The sequence below is a fragment of the Bacillus sp. FJAT-25509 genome (assembly GCF_001420605.1).
In the GTDB taxonomy this organism is placed as follows: Bacteria; Bacillota; Bacilli; order Bacillales; family Bacillaceae_G; genus Gottfriedia.
Genome location: NZ_LJIZ01000033.1, coordinates 55381 through 74525, shown reverse-complemented (window position 1 = coordinate 74525; position 19145 = coordinate 55381). Strand labels below are relative to the sequence as shown.

General features: G+C 29.1%; 16 protein-coding genes. 13 read left to right on the top strand and 3 right to left on the bottom strand.

The window, feature by feature from the left end; all coding sequences use genetic code 11:
- Window positions 1-456 precede the first annotated feature (456 nt).
- The 8 genes from AN960_RS20885 to AN960_RS20850 all read left to right on the top strand — a co-directional run bounded on the left by AN960_RS20885 (window position 457) and on the right by AN960_RS20850 (window position 10100).
- On the top strand, window positions 457-813 hold the full coding sequence (locus AN960_RS20885; RefSeq protein WP_056475863.1) for a hypothetical protein: 357 nt from the start codon (window positions 457-459) through the stop codon (window positions 811-813).
- A 759-nt stretch (window positions 814-1572) separates the two neighbouring features.
- Window positions 1573-1794, top strand: coding sequence for a hypothetical protein (locus tag AN960_RS20880; protein ID WP_056475861.1), 222 nt, complete (start codon window positions 1573-1575; stop codon window positions 1792-1794).
- Window positions 1795-1842: 48 nt separating this feature from the next.
- A complete protein-coding gene (locus AN960_RS20875; RefSeq protein WP_056475858.1) occupies window positions 1843-2487 on the top strand; it encodes a hypothetical protein in 645 nt (214 codons plus the stop codon).
- 444 nt (window positions 2488-2931) lie between these two features.
- Window positions 2932-4371: an AAA family ATPase gene (locus tag AN960_RS20870; RefSeq protein WP_056475854.1), complete on the top strand. Its 1440-nt coding sequence runs from the start codon at window positions 2932-2934 to the stop codon at window positions 4369-4371.
- Entirely contained in the window at window positions 4365-5357 is a 993-nt protein-coding gene (locus AN960_RS20865) for a hypothetical protein (protein ID WP_056475851.1), read from the top strand. The genes AN960_RS20870 and AN960_RS20865 overlap by 7 nt, the downstream gene beginning before the upstream one ends.
- A gap of 507 nt (window positions 5358-5864) precedes the next feature.
- Entirely contained in the window at window positions 5865-6380 is a 516-nt protein-coding gene (locus tag AN960_RS20860; RefSeq protein WP_056475849.1) for a hypothetical protein, read from the top strand.
- A gap of 889 nt (window positions 6381-7269) precedes the next feature.
- Window positions 7270-8130: a hypothetical protein gene (locus tag AN960_RS20855; protein ID WP_056475845.1), complete on the top strand. Its 861-nt coding sequence runs from the start codon at window positions 7270-7272 to the stop codon at window positions 8128-8130.
- Window positions 8131-8909: 779 nt separating this feature from the next.
- Window positions 8910-10100 carry a hypothetical protein gene (locus AN960_RS20850; protein WP_056475841.1) on the top strand — a complete coding sequence of 397 codons (1191 nt, stop codon included), beginning with the start codon at window positions 8910-8912 and terminating at the stop codon, window positions 10098-10100.
- A 480-nt stretch (window positions 10101-10580) separates the two neighbouring features.
- On the opposite strand, the gene AN960_RS20845 is transcribed toward AN960_RS20850, so the two are convergent.
- From AN960_RS20845 to AN960_RS20835, 3 genes are read right to left on the bottom strand one after another with little or no spacing between them, the layout of a single operon-like run.
- Complete coding sequence (locus AN960_RS20845; RefSeq protein WP_056475838.1) at window positions 10581-11117, bottom strand: hypothetical protein; 537 nt, start codon at window positions 11115-11117, stop codon at window positions 10581-10583.
- A complete protein-coding gene (locus AN960_RS20840; protein WP_056475836.1) occupies window positions 11105-12403 on the bottom strand; it encodes a hypothetical protein in 1299 nt (432 codons plus the stop codon). The genes AN960_RS20845 and AN960_RS20840 overlap by 13 nt, the downstream gene beginning before the upstream one ends.
- Window positions 12400-12690, bottom strand: coding sequence for a hypothetical protein (locus AN960_RS20835; protein ID WP_056475833.1), 291 nt, complete (start codon window positions 12688-12690; stop codon window positions 12400-12402). Before AN960_RS20835 ends, AN960_RS20840 begins: the two co-directional genes overlap by 4 nt.
- Before the next feature lie 396 nt (window positions 12691-13086).
- Between AN960_RS20835 and AN960_RS20830 the strand changes: the two genes are divergently transcribed.
- From AN960_RS20830 to AN960_RS20815, 5 genes are all read left to right on the top strand, one after another.
- On the top strand, window positions 13087-13287 hold the full coding sequence (locus tag AN960_RS20830) for a hypothetical protein (protein WP_056475828.1): 201 nt from the start codon (window positions 13087-13089) through the stop codon (window positions 13285-13287).
- Between the two features lies 1 nt (window position 13288).
- Entirely contained in the window at window positions 13289-14137 is an 849-nt protein-coding gene (locus AN960_RS20825; protein ID WP_056475826.1) for a hypothetical protein, read from the top strand.
- Window positions 14127-14522, top strand: coding sequence for a hypothetical protein (locus AN960_RS25215; protein WP_286131771.1), 396 nt, complete (start codon window positions 14127-14129; stop codon window positions 14520-14522). The genes AN960_RS20825 and AN960_RS25215 overlap by 11 nt, the downstream gene beginning before the upstream one ends.
- A gap of 78 nt (window positions 14523-14600) precedes the next feature.
- Window positions 14601-14882 carry a hypothetical protein gene (locus tag AN960_RS25210; protein ID WP_286131770.1) on the top strand — a complete coding sequence of 94 codons (282 nt, stop codon included), beginning with the start codon at window positions 14601-14603 and terminating at the stop codon, window positions 14880-14882.
- Between the two features lie 223 nt (window positions 14883-15105).
- Complete coding sequence (locus AN960_RS20815; protein ID WP_056475824.1) at window positions 15106-18855, top strand: PDDEXK-like endonuclease domain-containing protein; 3750 nt, start codon at window positions 15106-15108, stop codon at window positions 18853-18855.
- Window positions 18856-19145: the final 290 nt, after the last annotated feature.

Below are 19145 nucleotides of genomic sequence, written 5' to 3'. Positions count from 1 at the left end.
ATTTTTAAATCAAAAAAGGCTATTTTTCGTTTTATTAATAACGGAGTATAGCCTTTTCAAATAGAATTTAATTGGGTGGGCTGGGCTATAGATTTAAGGAATTAATACCCATCAATCGCATAAGATGAACGTACTGATGAAATAAAAATACTTACTGAGAATTATAGGGTTACTGAAGCTTATAGGGGAAAGATGAGTTTGAAGATAGTGAGATTATTAGTGGGAAATAATATTAAATGCTCATAATGTTCTTATGAAAAGAATACATAGTCTGTACATATATTATCATAGTGATCAGATATTGAGAGCTAGGTTGATGGAGGTTATTTACTAGAGATAATTAAGGAACTTAAAGAACTTGATATTATATATTTTGAGTCATTGCCTATTTACGATAGAGATAAGATAAAAGCACATAACATTTACTCAATCTTTGATCGTAAGGTAGATGTTGAGATGGCCATTGGAGCAGCCACTCACAACGGTGTACTTGACGGACGTATAAAAAGATTGAAACAAGTCAACGAAGATGAAGTTTCAACTGAAGTTATTATTGTTGATGTAAATGAGACAGGTGAGGTGGGGTATTTTGTTGATAGGGGTGTACATAATATACTAAAGTTGATAGGCCCAGAATTAAACCCTAATTCAGTTGAAATAATAAATGGTGTACATAAGCAATACGGATTTAGAAATCTTCTTGATTCTATGTATGCAATTTCTAATTCCGTTGGAACAGTTGATAATCCAACAGGATATATGTTAAAAATGCTACCAATTAAGGCAAATGAATTTTCGAAAAGAGCGTCTTAGTAGTCCACTCGAAGCTGATTGGATTCTTATTTATGCAAAAATAGTATGCTCAGCCACATGTTCTAATTAATTATTGTTGTATTAACCAATTAATAACTCCCAAACTATTCAAATTATGGTATTATTTTCCTAAGTATAAAACAGTGAAGCATTTTAAATAGTTTGGTCCTAACGGCGAATTTAAACTTCAATTTACTGTGTTTGGAGATACGAACGGGATTTTATTGTACAAAATCTAATAGAATACTACTTAAAAAGAAAAAACGATTGTTTATTAATGAAGAGTTAAGAAATGTACAACTATAAGTTAGGAAATATTAAAGAATTGATTAGATCAAATAAAAAAGTTTAAATAATACTCGAATGAAGGTATAAGGAAGAACTATATTATGAATTATGATTATGAAGATTGGAATGGTAACGATTTAGAATTAAACGAAAATTTACTAAATAAATCTCAGGAATTCCTAGATTTACTATTCAAAAAAATAGGTATTAGTTAGAAACCGATAGCTTCAATTATTTATTTTAGAAAAAGAGGAAGTTTTAATTTAAGTGAATCAGAATGGATTACAGAGATATTCCAAAGGAAAGTAGTATATAAGAAAGAGGGTGAAATTTCTCAACATAATGATGAAAAGGTCTTTTCATTAGAAAGTCATATATTACCAAAAGAACTAGAGAAGCTTATAAAAGAGTTATCTAAAGATTATATTGATGAATTAAATTTACTTTCTAACAATGATTATTGTTATAAAGATGTCAAAGGATACTTTTAAAGTATATGATGATATCTATGATAAATACGTTGAAGTAAATCCTGTATATGGAGTAGATGATGGTTTAGTTACAATTTTTGGTATATCAAAAGATATAAAAAACGAGATAGAAAATTATACATTCTTAGTAGAAATCTTAAAGCTCATAACAAAGAAATCGTTTATTGAAAAACCAAAAATTGAACAAATAGATAATTTATGAATTAGTGCAGGTATTGCAGCATTAAATGATAAAATCTATAGAAGTTTTTTGAATGATGTAGACAAGAAAGAGAGTATTAATCTTTATGATTTAATACATAATATTTCACTATTAAAATATGAAAGTAGTGAGAATCGAGGAAATATACTTTTCTGCTCGCTTGACATTACTTTAGAAGATAAATTAATTTTATCGAAGCCGATACCTATTACAGAATATAGCTCTGCAACAGTAATTAGGAAATTGTTAGAAATTAGTAGTGGGGATGTAAGCCTTTTCTGTAACGGGGAAGTAATTTTTGGAATAGGCAAAAGAGATATGAAGCAAAATCTTCCTAGAAAAGCTTTTTTAATAGATTTTAAAGGCCAAGGAGAATGGGATGTTATTACATCTAGAAATCAGAAAGTGATGAGTGTTGCCTATAGAGTACCCAGTATACCAAAAGCATCGGTAAAAGAATCAGAGTTTGCAAAACAGTTCGAAAAAACTTTTAACACTTTGGAGTATGAAAATGTTTGGAAATTTATTGATTTAGCAAAAAAACAGCCTCACGGAACGATGGTGGTAATAACCCAAAATGCTGAGAATGAAGCGGTACGGCTTTGTAATCAAAGCTTTTTAATTAACAAGACAAGTGAAATTCCAGATAGTATTGTTAAGGGCAGCAATAGACAGAGCTATTTTATTAGATGATACTGGAGTTTGTTACGCTATTCATTTTAGATGGTATTGCTAATGAGAACATAGGTACAATTTCTAGAGGTGCAAGATATAATTCCGCTCTCCGTTATTTAAACTACAGCAAAAATAAAAATATTCCTTGCTTAATTGTAATAGTTTCAGAAGATAAATATATTGATATTAAAACTGTTTATGATCTGTAGAATATTATCATATTAAGGTTTTTGGGATTAAATATAGAATTAAAAAGTTTTAATGTGTGTATTCATTACTTGAATACTACAAAGTTATAGAAAAAAGAAATGTTAAAGGTATACATAATTAGAAAGAAAGTACTAGCAGTTATTCCTGTAAAGGTTAAACTGTTAGAAGGTCATTAATAAATTCTTATAGAATATATTAATTTTAGAAATTATGTTTATTTGTTGGAAAACTAAGGAAGAAGGTGGTTTCTCAGTGTATTCTTTTAGATTAAATAATATAAAAAGTTTTGTTGATTCTGGGAGCGTTGAAATTAAACCTATTACTATATTTATTGGTAAAAATAGTAGTGGAAAAAGTAGTTTAGTGAGATTTCCAATTGTTTTAAAACAAACAATTGAAGAAAGTATTTCTCCATTACTTTTTTATGGTAAATACATTGATTATGGTAATTATGAGGATATTGTTTTTAATCATAATGAAAAAGAAAATGTTTCTTTTACTCTTACAATAAGTTTGGAGGATATAAAAAATACTGCAAAACAAAATCGTTTTTTCTTTGAAGATTCAATTGAAGATTTTTTAATTTTTATTGGAGATGAAGGATATGATGATTCTAAAATTCATGTAAGCATTGAAGTGGGAAGACAAGTTACTGATAGGCGCTTTTTTGGAGAACTTGAAATAAAAAAATATGAAATTAAATTTGATGAAAAGGAATTATTTCTTGTAACAAAGGTGGATTACAACAATTACAAAACTTATACTAAAAATAAGCTTGAGAAAGAATTTAAAGTGATTTTTGACGGATTAACACCTCGTATTCTATATCAAAATCTTAATAAAAATGAAGAAAAGGAATGGAAAGAAAATAAAGAAACTACTAATATAAGAAATTTGTTACGGATAGTAGAAATGTACGTATCTAGTACAGTCGCTAATATATCTTATATTGGTCCATTTCGTAGAATACCAGATAGAAATTACAGGTATCAAGAAGCAAATAAATTAAGTATTAGTTCCGATGGGTCGTATACTTCTGAGCTATTAGCTAGTTATTATAGAAGAAACGATACACGTTTCTTTAAAAGATTGAATGATTGGCTTGCAGACCATTTGCACATCAATATTGAAGTAGAGGACCTAAAAGGCGGAATGTATAGGATTGTTGTAGAAGATCTACAAACAGGTGTCAAAAATAATATTATTGATGTGGGATTTGGCTTATCTCAAGTTCTACCAATTATCGTTCAAGTATTACAAGGTAATCAAGGTAGAAGTGGTTTAGGTGTTATCAATAGAAGAATGGATAAATTAGTAAAGAAATTTACTATAGTTGAACAACCAGAACTGCATTTACATCCATACGCACAGTCCAATTTAGCGGATTTGTTTATTATGGGTGCAAATATAAGTCCTCAAAACTGCTTCATAGTTGAAACTCATAGTGAGCATTTAATATTAAGACTACGTAGGAGAATTCTGGAAGGCTCTATTTCATCTGAGAAAGTAGCAATATACTATGTGGAAAAGGATTTAGATGATAAAAACGGTAGTATTGTAAAAAAATTAAATATAGAATCCAATGGTGACATAAAAGATTGGCCAGCAGACTTCTTTGATCAAGATTATAAAGAAATAATGCAGATAAATAAGTTAAAGGCTAATATGGACAAAGGTGACGATGAATGGTAATAAGCATTTCAGGTAAGTTATGGAATCTTTCTTTTACTGATGATTCTATATATAAAACAATAAAAAAAATTCTTTCGTGGGTAGAAAGTGGAAAACACAGGTTAATATTTGAAAACGGTATAAATACTGATCAAATTATTCAAAGTGAAAAGTATATAAATTACTCTGAAACTATAAAATCATTGGTAATGGAGCATTTTTATTCTGGGAATAAAAATGAAAAGATCGTAAGAATTACAAACACCGAAAGTTTAAATCTAACAGGGCAAAAGTCATTTTATGATGGACTTTTATTGATAGATTATGTTGAGAAAATAGAATATCAATATATAGATGTTAGTAAAATTGATACATACTTAGGAAGGTTATTATATATAACAGTAGAAAATACTGAATCTGATAAAAGGTTTATACAAGCTGTATATAGAGCGCTTCGTGGAAGGGAATTATGTACTGAAAGAGAAGTGCAGTTTTTGCATGGAGGTGGAGACACTATTGATAAAGTGGTCATAGAGAACTCACTATATCCAACACGAATGATTTGCATTGTGGACAGTGATCGAAAGCATCCAAACCAAACTCAAGAAGAAAGTAGTAAGGTAAAAAGATTATTGTCTATTTGTGAAGAAAAGAATTTAAAACTTGTAGTATTGGAGAAACGAGAAATAGAAAATTATATCCCTGTTGAAGCTCTTGAGAATTGGTTAAGTAAAGAAAATAGACAAAAAGAAAAAGATCACCCTTTCTTTAAATTTACATTAGAGCAAAGAGCATTTTTTGATATGAAAAAGGGTTTGAAAAAACAGGACGCTGAAATTCAAGAAATAATGGATTTATATGCTGGTTACACTTCTGAAGAATTATCGTCTGGTTTTGGGAAAACAGTTTGGCAAGCATTTGATGAAATTGCAACAACTCAGTATGGCTTTAGCGATTATGAATCAGAACTAAATGAGATGGTTTGCGCAATTGAATCCCTTTTATAAAAAATTTAAAAATATTGAGGGCGAACAACAATAGGACGTCTTGTTTATTTAAAATTACATAACTTAGTGGCATGAATATAGGTTATTAAATTAGAATAATTCTATTTTCGAGTAGCAATTAAAATATAACTATAGTAACTATTATTTAGAAGGTATTCATTTGATAATACAAAAGACCAAGAATTCGAGTAACTATTATTGAAAGCAAAAAATACTAGCCTATGAAAGACAAAGGGTTATCTTATCCTATGTCTTTCTATTTTTGTTGAATTTGTATCATTTAAATATACAAGTTAAAGACAAGTGTTAGAGATGGATAGCAGGCAAGAGTGCAAGATTTCTCTGTTTTCAAATATAAAGAGTATGGACAAGTTAAAAATTCGACCTCACATATTATAGATTAGTAGAGTTTTTTCCATTTACTTTATGTAACAATTCCTATTCTATTAAGAATATCATAGTATACTAATAGTAACTTTAAGAAACATACAAAAAGGAGAATTGGAGATGAATATTGATATTTTTGTTAGTAGGCCCAATAATTTGGATGAAAATCAAGAAAGAACTATGCAGAAAATAGAGGGATTACTAGGGGCAAGAGGTATGCGAGTAAGAACTATTGGCAAGACGGATTTTCCTAATGTTTCCCCGATGAAAGCTGTCGAACAATTAATGAGACAATGTTCTGGTGCTATTATTTTGGGTTTTCCTCAGACAAAAATACAAAGGGGAATTTCTAAACCTAATACAGAAAGTGAAAAGACTATTAAAGATACATTGTTACCTACTCCATGGAATCATATTGAGGCTTCAATGGCTTTCGTATTGGATTTACCCATGTTGGTTATCCGAGATAAGGGATTAGAAGGTGGTGTGTTTGATATTGGCGTAACAGGATACTTTATACATACCTTCCAGTTAGAAAATCAAGAATGGATTGAAAAACCTAGCTTTTTACAGCCATTTAATGATTGGTATAAGGATGCTATTCATAAATTGGAGAGTAAGGCAGTATTGAAATGATTAAGACAGTGCGAAATTAATGTAAGTATACAGTAAGGAATAGGTCATTTAACCTATTCCTTTTCTTTACGGGGGTAAACACTGAGTCTAATATCGTGCTATGATGTATTCAATTTATTGGAGATCACAATACAAAAGAAACCATAAGTGAAGTTTAGGTATCACTTACTAAAAGTTTAGAAAATTTTGTTACATATTGGTAAACGGTGCAATCATTGGAAAAGAAGATGGTACACATTATGCAAAATTTTATATTACAATTGAAGTTATCATTAAACAATTAATAAAAATGTCGTTAATAAGAGTATCGATTAACAAGATACACTCCTTAAAGGCATTAAACTAATTAATTCAAAACATATAGAACTTCCAAATGCGGAGTCTAAGAAGGAACTACCTAACAATTTTTGTGCGTTATGTGGTCTACCAACCCAGAGGAAGATTTGTATACCATATGGTGTTCAAAATTTTGATATAACATCACATGAAAAAACAAATAGATTTTAATATACTTTTATAAACACAAGAATTGAAATTGCACATCTGACGGTCACATGAATAAGTTCAATCATATTCCATGATGATGGTGATGCAGAATTCTTCGGAATTGCATTAATCGAAATCGCCAACTACTTCGCAGGTTCGGGTAGAGAAAATTCAGGAGTATATGTCGGAATGAAGAAAGATCAAGAGTTAAATAAACATTAAAATGATATACCGCCATTTTATTGACGGTGTATTTTTTTTGTTAAACAGAAAATCTTTTTTTTATTTAAAATAATCTGTTAATTCACCGATATTTTGTGATACTTTTATATATGGAATTATTAAAAGAAGGGTGTTTTTAATATTAAAATAACTAGATTTTTATTTGAAGGGGATTTTAAAAATGTCAAGTATTATTAAATACAACAGGTTAATAACGAGGTTAATAAAATCTAAGTTTTCTAAAATAATGGAATTAATATTCTGGTTCATTACCGCGTATTTAGTTGGTTTTCCTTTTTGGCAATACATTGTGTGGAGTGCGACCCCTAGGGATATTGACCGTTATTACGACAAGATTTTATTTAGTTCTATAACGATTATTTTTCCTATACTTTTTAAATTAATTTTTGGAGGATTACCGATTGACTCATTGAGAAGAAGATTTAGAACATTAGAGTTACATGGCGACAAAGAAGTGAAAATAATAAAAAAACATACAAAAGATGTCCATGTTAGAGATATACATATAATGAATGTACATGTTAGTGAAGCAGTAGAATTGGCTAATAAAATCTATAATCGTGCAGGTGCTTACCTTTTGTCAGGGTGCATAATTGCATTTGTAGGAATATTTTTATTCTATTCTCCTATATTTGGTGATTTGATAAAAATTGATACGAGTAAAAGTATTCTCAGTGTTGTATTTAGTTATGTTCCTCGCTTTGGCGCAATGATTTTTATAGAAGTAATAGCATTTTTCTTCTTAAAACAATACAAGATAATGATGGAGGAGTTTAGGTATTATGAAAGAATTAAAAGAAGAAGACAAGACAATTTAACCGTCATGGAACTGGTCAAGGAATTTAATAATGAAAGCACTCTAAAAACTATACTTGAAAATTGTAAGTTCGAAGAAAGTCCAAGTAGAGTTTTAAATGGAGAAACTACTGAAGTTATAGAGACACAAAAAACAATCAACGATGATTTAGTAGTTTGGGATCGATTAATAGAATTGACAAAAGTTGTAAAAAAAAACAAGTAAATACATAACAAAAAAGAGGTTCTTTAACTAAAGTCACCTCTTTTAAAATTAAACTAGATTACCAGTCATTACTGTTTAGTCCAAAACTTTATTCCATTCGTAATCATCGGTAGGATAATATAATTCTTCATCAAATTCATAAAAATCTTAGCTATTCTCACAACAACATATTTCACAATATAAGAAATGTGTGTTTCCGAACAGTTTAATGAAAGTTCACTTAAAGAATTAATTGATTTTTTAATAAGGAAGAGTTTAATAGGTTTCAAAGTAACGTTAAAATTGATGATGCAATTTACATACCTATGAAGCTTATAGATATGTTTTTTTTGCAAATTGGCTTTATGTATTGTAATTATGATAAGTAAAATGAGACTTTAAAGATAAATAACGAATTAGTATATAATTATGCTAATTCTATTAAGAATGAAGTATGTAGCAAATCACAGATAACAATAAAGGGAAACGCAATATATAACCCTGGATTAACTGAACTGATCTTCAAGCAATTAATTAAATATTAGTAAACTCAAAGAAGAAGGAAAAAAGTTTATTGAACTAAACTCAGGGGAGATACATAAAATTCTAGGTCTATGAAACCGAATGCCAGCTGTTTGCAATACGATGGTTTCACTAGGAAGCTATAAGTTTGAAATAATGTATGATGCACCAAGTGGTGCAAGTTTCACTGAATTAATAAAGTATTATTTGTAGAAAAAGATTTTTTTATTTTAATAATTAATACGCAGATAAACTATTTAAGAGGGGATAATTATTTAATGAGTAATGTAAAACTAAACTATGAAAATGTCTATAAGGGTTATAAGATAAAAGAAACAGATAAAGAAAACTTTGTTTTACTAAAGAAAGGACCTGAAGTAGGTATAAGAATAACAAAGTTAATAAGTATCACAGTATTAATTATTACAATTTTGGTATTCTCTCTTTTAAATAAATCTGAATTTGCCATTAATAATATAAATAATACTAATATAAGTATCATCATGGTTCTAATATTAATTTCAATAATAGTGCATTTCTCATTAACTTTTCTTCTACATATAATCGCATATAAAAAAGTATTTAATATTTATTTCAAAGAAAGTAACGAGGGAAAATTTATTAAATTACAAAAAGCTATTTGGAAAAAGATAAAAACTCTAGTGGGATGGATTTTAACCCCAGATTTAATGATGGCTAAGTATTATAAAAAAAAAATTATGCAAACTCTTAAGAAGAAAAAAGAATGCATATGCGGCATACAAATGTATCAATATGAAGAGTTGTGTGTACAATGTCATGATTCGATTAGAATTATGAATAAATTTTTCATAAAATTTTCAAACTGGTTAAATGTAACTTTAACCTGTGTATTAGGTACATTAATTGTAGGAATGCTTTTATTTAAAAATTCTGTAGTTACATTTTTTATATATATTCTGTTTTTTACTCTACTATATAGACTTTTATCTAGAACTATTGAAATTGGAACTGCTTTTTATAAAGATGTAGTACAAGTTAAAGCGAGAATTTTTGGGAAAGTTGGAAATAAGAAGATATATCTTCATGGGTGGAAAGACTCTTTTATTAGAAAACCTTTAAGAATATCACTAGCGGTACATAGTCTTTTTGAATTATTAATTTCATTCTTTTTATTGTACATATTGACTTATTTTCTATTTAATGAAATTATTATTGATCCTCTAACTAAAAGTAAAATTACTGATTACATATCAGGTGAGAGTATTTTGGATTTTATTTTTTATACTATTTCAATTACTTTTTTTAATATTTCATATACAAATTATAATTTGTGGTTATGGAATTTATTGCATGTATGGCAAGTTACGTTAAGTACTATTCTTATTGTACTTTCAATAGCATCTTATTTAAGTTATGATGATGATGTCTCTGAACGAGATGCAGATTTTTTTGAAGATGTACTACCAAAAATTGGAAATAATAGCTAATCATGCGGGCTTGAGAAAGAAATTTTGATGGGGACTGGAATAATTGCTTTTAAGAATTATTATATTAATTACAAATGCATCTTCTTTGTTTAATTTTATTTCTTAAAAAATTAATTCAGATTAACGAGTTCTCTTTTTAGAGGGAAATTATTAAATTGGTGTTAAATACCAATAAATGAGTAATAAAATAACACAATAAATCGCATAAAAAAAGAGCTTTGATTTCAACATCAATGCTCTTTTTGCAGTATTCTTCAATTATTATGATAGGGTCTTGGTCGTGAAAGGCCCGCACAATACAATAAATCTTTCATAAGAGAATACTTAATAAGCTCATACGTATGCTGTAATTTTCCAAGCAATTAGCAGATGGTTGAGCCGATTGCTACGTCATTACTATCAAAACCATCTAATTCATAAACGTGACCAAACTGCTTTAGACTAGGAATTTCTAAATTCTCGTTCTGATCACAATTATCATCAAAAGTTTTTATTGTATATAAATAGCCCAATAATGAGTAATATACCTACTACAATCCCTATGCCTACAAATGTTTTTTTTAAGAAATTTTTAGTATTAGTTAGAACGGATGAAGTTTTTTTATTTGATTCCCTTACATTTTCTACCTGACTATATAAAAATTCAATATGATCGGTTATTCTAATATACGTTCCTTTAGACTTGTCCAATTCATCTAAAATATCTTCTAATGCTTTTTGATTTTGAGAATGCATGATTGATAATGAAAGGACTAATTGAATGGTCGTGTTTTGAGCTGCTGTGATATCACGCATTGCTGCAACCATTTCCTTTTGGTTACTCCCAGTTACTCCACCGATCAATCTTTTAAAGAAACCCTTATTTTCAATGGTTTCAATTCTTCCTTCCACATCATTTAGCTTGCAAAGAGCATTTTGTACTGTTTGACGTACATTATTTTGATTAACTAAATCGTTATTTTCGTTTAATACCTTTACAGCTTCTGATCTTGATTTAATTGCAACTATACTTCCCATAAATTTCTCTCCAAACGTTCTTTCATTTTATCTAGATTTTCTAGTTTAGATGAAAATGATTTATTCTCTATAACTACATGTCCAATTTGATAGTGATTTTCAAAATTTTGTAATCTATTTACAGTATTAAGTCTTTCGTTAACTAGTTCTTGAACTGTATCAACTGCTCTAGCTATTTGTTTACCATCTGCTTCTACTAATTCAGCAATATATACAGAGCCGTTATGAAGAAGTTTCACATTAGCCTGAACAGACTTTGTTAAGTCTAAAATCTCGGCAAAAATGCCATCTCCAAAAGCGTCATCTAATGCTCGTCGTAAAACGGAACCAACGACTATTCCAATTCCCATACCTATAATTCCTCCTGGAACAAATAGTGAAATCCCTGCAAGAGCACCCCCAGTAATTGCACCTTTTGCTACATCTTTCCCTATCGTAGAAAGCATATCTTTTTTGCTTATTGCACCTTTTTTATATGCAATATAATTAAAGATTGAACTAATACCTATTGATATAGCAGCACCAATAATAGCACCACCAACAACTTTCCCTACTACTGCTTTTGTTGTAAGTTCTGTAGTCAATTGGCCACTTTGTACTTTATCTTTTAATGCTTCAGCTGACTTAGCATTCTTCTCAACACTTCCAATTATTTTGACTGGGTTGGGTAATCCTTGTTTCTTAGCTTCCTCTATAAGCTCTTTTGGTCCAACCAAAGTAATATTTTCATTATAATGATTATTGTTAGTAAACTCTTTTAAAACCTTGTTTAAGTTGTCCTCAGAACGCAAAGTTTTTATTTGAAACTCATTGAGTACTTTATCTGTAAATCTATTGACTTCCACGGCATCTATGCCAGGTATATTACTAGTAATATTTCCACTAGCATCTCTCGCAAAATCTGTTTTTGTAAAAAGACTTCTAAGATTACCTTGCATTTCTCGAACAAAGTCAACTTCTCCAGCACCATCACCTTGTAATCGACTTAATGCATTAGCTCCCGATTGTGGTGAGCCAGATATTCGTTCGGTAAGCCAACTTTTAAAACCCTCAGACGAATTATAGGGCATATTAGGGAATTTTTGTTGGAGCAATTTAGCGATTTCTATATCTCTAATAAACTGATGTGTACCTTCATATACGCCTGGAATACCTCTAGTAATAGTTTTATATGCTCCTGCGACAGCTGCTATATCAAAAAATTCTTTTAAATCATTTTTGTTTAAATACCTTTTTATATATGAAATATCTTCTTTAGATAATTCATTGCTCAATTGGTTATTCATTCTCTTAACTCCTTTAAGGTCGAAATAGCTCTGTTTTTAACATCTATACTTTTGTCACTTATGCTTAACCTTTTTAGAATGCTAATTGGTGTATTTTTATTTGAGGCAACAGCTTCTCTAACAGAATTACTAAGGTCTTGCGACAAGTCAATGATTATACCATCGTACTTTTCAATGTATTTAGCTAAGTAAGCTCGATCTATTTCTGGTAAATTAAGTGCAATAGTCTCATCTTCTAGATCCCAATTCTCTAAATCAAGCAATCTAGTTACTTCATCATTTTCCATAAAAACACCACCTAAAATATTTAAAAATTTATTACTTATATTATGTTATATTATTACAAAACAATCTATATAAACGTCAAAATCTATCAAATTATTCTTAATGTTTAGTAATTAAACATATCCATTATATCAGTATCTCTACTATAAAACTTTAGGTCTTTTACCCTATCAGTCGAAAGAATCTAGTTTAAATATGTTATAAAGTCACCTGATTAAAAATGTTAAGATCCTGTATCAACTGATTTTAACTATGTACACAGCAGATGGTTATGGTAATTCTTTTTTTTGTATGAATGTAAGGGAAGGTTAAAACAAATATATTTATAGAGTAATTTAACAAGAATATCCTCTATTTAAAGGCTTTAGTCATTTATTTCACTATCTATTATTGATGGGATGGGCGTAGAGTATGCCGATGAATTTAATATTATAGAAAACTACAGTCGAGTGATTGATAGAACAACAGGAAAAGTATGTAAAATCGAAAACAATATTATAAAAGATATTGCTATCGACGAAGGTAGAGCCCAATTACAGTTAGAGTTGACAAAAAATTTCAACAAAGCTCTTAAATTTGTTTACTACGTAGAGGTGTAAAATGATATATAAAAAGGACGCTAATTTCCCATACCCAATATTAACGAACACATCTACAAGTTATGAAAATAGTCATTTTACTTTAGATGTCCAACTACAAGAAAATGTATATAATTATCGTTTTGATATTTCGTATGAAATCGATTCTGATTTTATAAAGCGATTACTTGAACAAGGAAAAGCAAAACTTATCTTAGTTATTCAATCTAAAGACAATAAGTTTTATAAACTTAAACAATATGAATCTTACATTGAAATTCCAAAGTCACGTATTTCCGTAAACAAACGAACAACTATCCAACTACATTTACAGTCAAAAGAAGATATCAGTTATGTAGATAATAATGACATAAGTGAATTTTACCAACAATTTAAAGATGAAATTATTGTGCCTAAAAATTCAATTTTAGGTTTCTCAAATGTTGTTATTTTTGATGGTAGAATTACAAAACCTTTAGAACTATTTGAAAAGAAATTAAACCCGAACTTATTAAGTGATGTAAAAATTGAACTTGGCAATGAGACGATAATTATTCACTACAAACATGAACAGTTGCAGTTTAATAATCTACCAAAAAGTAACTCATTAAATAATCCATATATTTATATGGGGCTGCAAAAGGCTCTCCAACGATTTATCGTAAATAACGGAGATGGAGAACAAATAGATTTAGATGAAATCGATAATCTGATTGATCCATTGGACATTAAGTTACACACTTTAATGAGAAAAAAGATGATTAATGAATTAAAGATAGATAACATAGATGAAGTTATTTACAAAATTTCAGATAGAATTATAGAGAAATACGCAGCGGCAGTAAAGGAGCTAAGTTCAAATGGAAATTAGACTGCTCAAAAAAGGTTATAAAAACAATGAACAATTTTATATGGATTTTTTAGATGACAAAATTAAGTATAAAGACGAGTATTTTTCGGAGGATGTAGTTATTATAGACGAAGCACCTGATTTCCCGATTTATCTGGCACAACGAAGTGAATTAGAACGAAAAGAATTGTTCTTAGAAGCATTTAAAGTATTGTCAAATTCATACTTAAATACCGATTGTGATATTCATTTGGACGAGTTATTTTGGCACTCTTTACTTACTACTGAAAATAGAGATTACTTGTTGAAGCAATATCCTCAAATTGAGGAAAGTATTAGCCATTTTAACAATATAGTCCTAAAGGATTTTAACTGGGAAAGTTATATATATAAATGTGTACTTTGAGCACAATATATAAATGATGTTGAGTTAGAAATAGTTGAACGTAATCGTTATTATGAACTTCTAGTAGATAATTTGGATATGTACAACTATATTATTAAATATGAAATTTTCCGAAACAGTAGCTTCTTATTGAATATTTTAGATATAATCGATGAGTTGGACCTTTCAAAAGTGATGAAGTCTAAAATTATTTGGCGTGAAAATCTTGGGAAAGATGAGCGTGTAGGTCGTCGTGTTATTTTTGAATTCAATAAGAGCTATCCTGTTATTATGTCTCCTATGTTAGAAAAGGAAGATTTGAAGGAGTGGTTTTTAAAGTATTTAAGTTATTACTATGACGAGTCTCCGGTTGTAGTTTGATAATATAAACAAGAATTAATATTAAAGAGTAATATTTTATTATAATTTTTGTTAGAATTAAAAGCATGGGCTCGATAATGAATCGTTCTCATGCTTTTAAGTTTGTATTTGTATTTATATCGAAGGCTAATATAGAAGATATAACAATTTAATTTATAGTAAAATCATAAGTGAAATTTGTTAAAAATAAAATGTAGGAAAAAGCTTTGAAAGGTTGGCACCAATGATACAAAAACTAGACTATTTGAAAGATCGCTTGAGTGATTTAAGTAAACGAAACCGTTCTATTCGCCTTATGAAGTTAGCAGATAAATGGACGGTTGATTTAACTGAATTAGAATTTGTTTATCAAGATAAGAATCAAGATTCTTCTCTTCTTGATGATATTATAAAAAATAAGAAAAATGAGATTTTATTATTTAAAAGAGATAACGATGAAAAGAAAATGCTTCTATCGCATAAATTAACTAGCTTACACCGTAATTTAAAAGGGATTGAAGAAGAAACTGGAATGTATGATTTATATTTAGGCTATCCATTCTTAACTGGAAAAATGATGGATGGTACTTTTTTTAGAGCACCTGTTTTCTTATACCCAATCAAGGTAGAAAAAAACGGTTTAACTTGGAATCTAGTTAAAGGTGAAGGAGAAAAATTAATTAATAGGACACTATTCTTGGCCTTAAAAAAACTAAATGAATTTAATATTGAAGAGAAAATGTTAGATGAAGAGTATTTTTCTAATGTTACTTCAATTCAAGAACTTCATGAATGGTTTAAGGAATTCGATTATAATTTTCCAATTAAAAACACTATACTTCAAAAATTTCAAAACTATACTTTAAATGACATTCCAAAATTAAATGATGGAGAAATTGCACTTGAGAGTTTAGCAGTAATAGGCTGTTTCCCTCAAGGAAATTCAGCAGTAATAAAAGACTATGATTTAATGAAATCCATTTTAGAAGAGAATGGTGATTTAGGGTTTATTTCTGAATTATTATTTGAAGAAGAAAATATTATAAATGATTCATTATTATCACCAATTGTAGAAGAAGTAGAAAAAAATATTGATGAAGGAGATAAAGTTTTTTTATTACCTACAGATGGTTCCCAAGAAGAAATTCTTCAACTAGCTAGAAATCAAAAGGGTTTAGTAGTTCATGGTCCTCCTGGGACGGGGAAATCTCAAGTTATTGTTAATTTAATTACAGATGCAATTAATCAGAAGAAAAAGGTATTAGTTGTTTGTCAAAAAAGAGCTGCATTAGATGTAGTAAATCAAAGACTTGATGGGTTGGGTTTATCAAAGTTTGCTGCTTTAGTACATGATGAGAAGAACGACAGACAAAAACTTTATTCGAAGATTCAGCAGTTGATAAATGTTCCTATTCAATTAAACGATTCAAACCAAAAAGAGTTTGAGTTTGTAAGTTCACAATTAAGAATGAGTGAAGGTCAACTAAATGATATTTCAAATGCATTATTTGAAGTACAGGATTTTGGTTATAGAGCTTATGATTTGTATAGTATCTCGAAACCAAAGGATGAAATGAAGCGGCTTGTTAATGTTAAGCCTTATTTAAATAAAATAAGTAAGTACAATTTAGAGGATATTCTTGCGGAGGTTTATACTTACGGAGAATATTATGAAAGATTTGGAAATGAAAATTATCCATGGAAACAAAGAAAGAGTTTTAAGGATTTAGAGTTAAAAGATCAATCGAAAATGACGGATACTTTAAATGATTTAATCGAAAGTGCAAGAATTACTGTTTCAAAATTAGACGAGTTTGAACAAAATTTCGTTACTCCTGAATATGCAAAATTAGTTCAAGAAAAAATTGAGAAGATTTATGAGGATCTAGATGATAGTAAGAAACGCTCATTTAAGAATATTCGGTTATGGATTTGGACTTCTTTTACTGGAAAAAATATTATCGAAGAGCTGTTAGCGGGTAATAAGTTTAAAGGTACAAGTTCAAAAGAATGGATTAGAATAAAGCAATGGTTAAAAATGCTTTATGATCTTTCAAAAGAAACAGAAAAATTCATGTTGAAGTTAAAAAATTTAATTCCATATGTAGCTGAAGAGTGGATTACAAGTATGGAAAAACTAGTTAATGAAGGAAAGATTCCATTAAATGAGCTTGAAAAAATGCACGAATATATTTTCTCAGATTTTGAAGAGCTAAGAAGAATGGACCGTTTCTATCATGAAAAAGATGAAACAGTAATTTCATTAATTGAACTAGCTGTTAAAGAAGTACCTTTCGTTGAAACGAATTTAGCAACAGAATGGATGTATTCCCTTAAAGATTCTATTTATTTACATTGGATTGATGAAATTGAAAGAAAACATCCTATAATTGAAGCAATTAGTACAGAACAGTTTAATAGAATTCGTGATAAATTGAAAAATTTAATCGAACAAAAACGGAATACTGGTAAACTAATGCTTCAAAATAAATTACTAAGTTCAATAGAAGAAACTAAATTAAACTTTGGTAAAGCGATTAAAGAGCTAAGCCATCAAACATCTAAAAAGAGACAATTATGGCCTTTAAGAAAATTGGTAAGAGAGTTTTCAGATAAAGGATTAACGGAATTACTACCAGTTTGGCTACTGTCACCTGAGGTTGTTTCATCAATTTTACCTCTAACTGAAGGTTTATTTGATCTTGTTATTTTTGATGAAGCGTCTCAATGTACAGTTGAAAATGGGCTTCCTTCTATCTATAGAGGGAAAACAGTAGTTGTAGCTGGAGATGAAATGCAATTACCACCATCTAATTTATTCCAAGGTAGTATGGAGGTAGATGAAGATGATGAAACAATGGGAGAAATTGAGGAATCAAAGAGCTTACTAAACTTGTCTAAGCGTCATTTTCAAGAAAGCATTTTACAATGGCATTATCGATCTAAGTCCGAGGAATTGATTAACTTTTCAAATTATGCTTTTTATAATTCTAATATTCAAATTGCACCAAACGTTGAGCCTTTAAAACAACCTGCTGCAATAACTTGGAAAAAAGTCGATGGATTATGGATAAATCAATCGAATCTTTTAGAGGCACAATTTGTTGTAGCAGAACTTAAAAAACAAATAATTACCTATCCGAACTTATCTGTTGGAATCATTACTTTTAATGCTAAACAACAAGAAAAAATTCTAGATGAAATTGAAAAACTTGCTGAAACAGATAAAGAATTTGAAGTGATCTATAATCAAATTCAATCACGTGATTTGGATGAAAGAATATTTGTAAAAAATATCGAAAATGTACAAGGTGATGAGCGTGACGTCATTATTTTCTCAATTGGATATGCTAAAGGAGAGAATGGTAGAGTTTATAATCGTTTTGGTACTTTAAGTCAATCTGGCGGAGAAAATAGGTTAAATGTAGCCGTAAGTCGTGCAAAAGAAAAAATCCTAGTAGTTTCAAGTATAGAGCCAAATGAACTTGATGTATCAAATTCTAAAAATAGAGGTCCGAAATTATTAAAAGCATATCTTGAATATGCAAAAGCTACTTCCGAAAACAATAGAGATCTAGTTACAAGTACACTAAAAGATATTCAAGAAGGAAGTAATACGATGGTTACGCCACATGCATTACATTTTGATTCAGGGTTTGAGGTTCAAGTTTATGATATGTTAGTTGAACTAGGATACGAAGTCCATACTCAAGTAGGTTTATCAGGATATCGCATAGATTTAGCAATTGTTGATCCAAATGATCCTTCTAAATACCTTCTTGGTATTGAATGTGATGGAGCTATGTACCATAGCTCACCAAGTGCTAAAGAAAGAGACATTTATCGCCAAAAATTCCTTGAAGATAGAGGATGGAAAATTGAACGTATTTGGAGTAGGAATTGGTGGAAAAACCGTTCTGGTGAAATTGAAAGAATCGAACATGTTATAAAAGATTTGATTAAGAAACAAAAAGTAGCTGAGTTAATACGATAATTTATTTTTATGTAGGTGTGATGATTTTAATTAATTATTTAGAATTTCTGCTGAAGATGTTATTACAAAATCTGAAGAGCAATATCTAGAAAAATTAAAGGTAAAACTAAATGAATCTTAATTAAATTGATACACCCGAGAACAACCTACTCATTTTTTTGAGTAGGTTGTTTTGTATACTTAATAATGAATAATTAAGTATCAATTAAAAGTCTGTAACACTATATGTTATAATAATTTGGGATAAAAATGTAAATTCATGAAATTACAATAGATTTTTTCAAGGAGAA

What these genes read in the sequence shown, in the direction of transcription:
- AN960_RS20885 (WP_056475863.1), top strand. Translation starts at nt 457, where the DNA reads ATGGCCATTGGAGCAGCCACTCACAACGGTGTACTTGACGGACGTATA.
- AN960_RS20880 (WP_056475861.1), top strand. Translation starts at nt 1,573, where the DNA reads ATGTCAAAGGATACTTTTAAAGTATATGATGATATCTATGATAAATAC.
- AN960_RS20865 (WP_056475851.1), top strand. Translation starts at nt 4,365, where the DNA reads ATGGTAATAAGCATTTCAGGTAAGTTATGGAATCTTTCTTTTACTGAT.
- AN960_RS20860 (WP_056475849.1), top strand. Translation starts at nt 5,865, where the DNA reads ATGAATATTGATATTTTTGTTAGTAGGCCCAATAATTTGGATGAAAAT.
- AN960_RS20855 (WP_056475845.1), top strand. Translation starts at nt 7,270, where the DNA reads ATGTCAAGTATTATTAAATACAACAGGTTAATAACGAGGTTAATAAAA.
- AN960_RS20850 (WP_056475841.1), top strand. Translation starts at nt 8,910, where the DNA reads ATGAGTAATGTAAAACTAAACTATGAAAATGTCTATAAGGGTTATAAG.
- AN960_RS20845 (WP_056475838.1), bottom strand. Translation starts at nt 11,117, where the DNA reads ATGGGAAGTATAGTTGCAATTAAATCAAGATCAGAAGCTGTAAAGGTA.
- AN960_RS20840 (WP_056475836.1), bottom strand. Translation starts at nt 12,403, where the DNA reads ATGAATAACCAATTGAGCAATGAATTATCTAAAGAAGATATTTCATAT.
- AN960_RS20835 (WP_056475833.1), bottom strand. Translation starts at nt 12,690, where the DNA reads ATGGAAAATGATGAAGTAACTAGATTGCTTGATTTAGAGAATTGGGAT.
- AN960_RS20830 (WP_056475828.1), top strand. Translation starts at nt 13,087, where the DNA reads ATGGGCGTAGAGTATGCCGATGAATTTAATATTATAGAAAACTACAGT.
- AN960_RS20825 (WP_056475826.1), top strand. Translation starts at nt 13,289, where the DNA reads ATGATATATAAAAAGGACGCTAATTTCCCATACCCAATATTAACGAAC.
- AN960_RS25215 (WP_286131771.1), top strand. Translation starts at nt 14,127, where the DNA reads ATGGAAATTAGACTGCTCAAAAAAGGTTATAAAAACAATGAACAATTT.
- AN960_RS25210 (WP_286131770.1), top strand. Translation starts at nt 14,601, where the DNA reads ATGTACAACTATATTATTAAATATGAAATTTTCCGAAACAGTAGCTTC.
- AN960_RS20815 (WP_056475824.1), top strand. Translation starts at nt 15,106, where the DNA reads ATGATACAAAAACTAGACTATTTGAAAGATCGCTTGAGTGATTTAAGT.